The sequence below is a fragment of the Streptomyces sp. NPDC019224 genome (assembly GCF_040632605.1).
Classification (GTDB): Bacteria; Actinomycetota; Actinomycetes; order Streptomycetales; family Streptomycetaceae; genus Streptomyces.
The window spans coordinates 1-3263 of the sequence record NZ_JBEYCF010000109.1 but is presented as its reverse complement, the minus strand read 5'-3'; the positions used below and the strand labels follow the sequence as shown (position 1 = coordinate 3263).

General features: G+C 63.4%; 2 protein-coding genes. Both read left to right on the top strand.

Features of this window, described 5'->3' with window-relative positions:
* Positions 1 to 25 precede the first annotated feature (25 nt).
* Complete coding sequence (locus ABZ564_RS32660; protein WP_360863126.1) at positions 26 to 2527, top strand: LamG domain-containing protein; 2502 nt, start codon at positions 26 to 28, stop codon at positions 2525 to 2527.
* A gap of 225 nt (positions 2528 to 2752) precedes the next feature.
* The gene (locus ABZ564_RS32655; protein ID WP_360863124.1) at positions 2753 to 3199 is read left to right on the top strand and encodes a hypothetical protein; all 447 of its coding nucleotides are present in this window, start codon (positions 2753 to 2755) and stop codon (positions 3197 to 3199) included.
* The last annotated feature ends 64 nt before the right edge of the window (positions 3200 to 3263 follow it).

The window sequence follows — 3263 nt, the reverse complement described above, 5'->3', positions numbered from 1 at the left end:
GTATTGCTTTTCTTGCTCACTACCTGTGACTGCTTCCTCCGGGACCATCCGTCCCAGTATCAAGCTGTCCAGCCGAGAGGGGGAACTTCAGCCTGACGCTTGGGTCGAGTTCAACGACTACGCCGAAGAGCCGGACGAGAACCTCACAGCAACGGTACGTTCCTTCGCGGACGGCAAGATCAGCCGTCTGACCCTGATGCTCAGGGCCAAGGACGAGACGGACCCGCGAGCCTGGAAGCGTTTCGACGACAACGCGGACCTCCAGGTCGTCTACGTTCACCGTCCGGGCGTGCCGACCAGCGTGGGCGTGATCCCGGGTAACGGCAATACGGCTTACTGCAGGCCGTCGGCCACCGACCCGCTGATGGTCACGCGCGTCGACCCGATGGTGCAGGCCCGAGTACAGACGAAGGTCGAAGCCCACCTCGGAGACGAGGAGGGCCTGCTGCAGGCCGAGTACATTGTCGAGCGTGGTGACGATGCGGCCTGGCATCAGGTCTGGTCGGGCTACCGCCCTTCCAGCGGCTGGGTCCCCGATGAGACGCTGCAGAGCTTGCGTACCTCCAATCGCGCGGACGGGGGCTTGTACCGCCTCAAGGCGCGCACTCAGTCCCACTGGGGATACGACGGCGCCATCGGTGAGCTTTTCTCTCCGTACTCGGCGTGGTGCTACTTCCGGATAGATTCGACGGCACCCAAGGCCCCCACCATTACAACGAACGGCCCCTACACAGAGTGCGCCACCGCAAATGACTGCGAGGGCCACGGAGGACCTGGGATTCCGGGCAGTTTCACGTTCACGCACGCTGCTACGGACCTGGACGTCAAGGCTTACCGGTGGCGGCTGCTGACGACGTCGGCCAAAGACACCAAGCAAGTCAGCGGATCTGTCGTCAAGGTCGATGACGTCATTCCGTCACTGACAGGCACCCAAGTGCTGTCCGTTGAGGCCAGTGACCTCAAGCCCGACTCCACGGGCCGGACTCGATGGGGAACTCCTGCAGAATTCACCTTCAAGGTGTCACCAGCTGCCGGGCCTGTCGGCCAGTGGCACCTGGATGACGGAGCACCGGGCTCGGGCGTGATGACGGCCAAGGACACGGCTGCCGAAGGGGGCACTCGTCATCCAGCAACGCTGGTCGGCGTGGACGGAACGGGCTGGTCGGGTCGTGGCCGCCGCGGGGACGACGATTACTCGCTTCGCCTCAACGACTCCATCACCGATCCCGCGAAGCAGGTCGGTTACGCGGCGACCGGATCGGCGGTGGTGAACACCAAGGATTCGTTCACCGTCTCCGCGTGGGTCCAGCTGTCAGACCGATCGGCCAACCGAGTGGTGTTGACCGAGCCAGGAACCAACAGCAGCGCATTCACCCTGTACTACTCAGCTACGTACCGCCAGTGGATCTTCAATCGTGTTGACAAGGACACCGCCACCGCTCCTGTGTACATCCGCTCGGTAGCGGACCAGACGGATCCGCCGCTCAATGTATGGACGCATCTGGCCGGTGTCTTCGATGCCAAGAACGACGCAGACAAGACCAACGACACAATCCAGCTCTTCGTGAACGGACGTCCACAGGGAAAGCCCGTCCGGTTGTCCGCGAGCGCATCAACGTACGAGCCATGGACGGCTACCGAAGGTCTGCAGATGGGCCGCTCGAAGATCGCCGGAAAGTACGGCGAGTACTTCTTCGGCCTCGTCGACGAGGTGTCCGCATGGCAGCAGCCACTCAGTGCTGACGAGATCGCCCAGGAGGCCAGGGCAGAGGTAGACGGAGTGCCGACCAATGAACTGGTTGCACAGTGGGATGCCGCGCAGGCCACTGCCGCAGAGATCCCCGAAACCAGCTACTACCCGGTCGCGCCCATGAAACTGGCCGGGGGAGCCGCTGCGAACGAGGACCACAGCGCCATCACGTTCAACGGCACCTCCGGCTACGCCTCCATGAACGGACCGGTGATCGACGAGAGCGGATCGTTCACGGTCTCGGCCTCGGTCAAGCTCGACAAGGATGCGCTCGCATCGAAACCGATCGGATATACGGGGCAGGTCACCGGCCAGAGCACTGGCAAGGAATCCTCCTGGGCACTCCAGGTCACCAAAATGGCCGACGACGTCTACCAATGGAACTTCACCCGGACCGCCGTCGGCCCCGACGGAAAGGTGACGCAGACCGCAGAGGTTCCGGACTACGAACTCGCCGAGCTCGATACTGCAGTCCAGGTAACCGGCGTGTTCGACGCTCAAGAGGTCTGGGACGACACGTCCGACCCGGATGCGGTCGTGTCCCGGTACGGCAAGCTGCACCTCTACGTCGGACCGTTCGACAAGTCTTCCGGAGACAAAACCGGCTTCACAGCCGCTCAACAGGGCAACGGAGACCTGGCGGCGGGACGCGGCACGAAGGGCGGAGTGACTGCCAGCTACCTGGCGGGGGCCCTGGAGGATTTGCGGGTGTGGACGGGCGCGATGACCGCCGACCAGATCAGCTCCCAGGTACTGCCGCCATCAGAAGCTAGCTGACGACGAGGGCTGGGCAGCAGCGAACACAGCCACCCAGCCCTCACCACAGAGCGACACAAGCATTTCTCACTCTTCACGTTATCCACCATTCGTTCCCGTCGGCGCCGGCCGAGGGGCTAGCACGCAAGCCACCGGACGTGGCCACTGCGGGGGGCGGACACTCTCATGAACGGGTTCGGATCAGCGATGCGCACGCGCAGAGGTAGATCAGTAGCGCGTGCCTGCATGAAGCGCATAGCAACGGTTGCCGGCTTCGCGCTCATCCCGGGCTTGCTTACGCCGGTGGCGTTTGCCGCTCATACCGATCCGCTGGGCCGGCCAGAGGTCAATCTGCACCCTGACAAGGTGTCGCCGTTCACCGCCAAAGCGAACCAGAAAACGGCAGCCACAGTCAGCAAGTCGACAGCCGAGCACCGCGACTCCGTGGCACGAGCTGAGAAGGACCGCACACAGGGAGTCTCCTGGCCGGCTGCCGGCCACGCCATCCTGACCCTGCCAACATTTGGACAAGCGAAGGCCGCACCTGGGGCCCTCCCCCTCACCCTCGACCAGCCACGCCAGGCAAAGGGCAGCAAGCATGCCAAGCCCGTTGGCTCCGTCAAGGTCGAGGTCCTGGACCAAACGCGGACAGCAGCGCTCGGTGAAGTTCCCCCTCTCGGCTGGACAGCTTGATACTGGGACGGATGGTCCCGGAGGAAGCAGTCACAGGTAGTGAGCAAGAAAAGCAATACGAGTA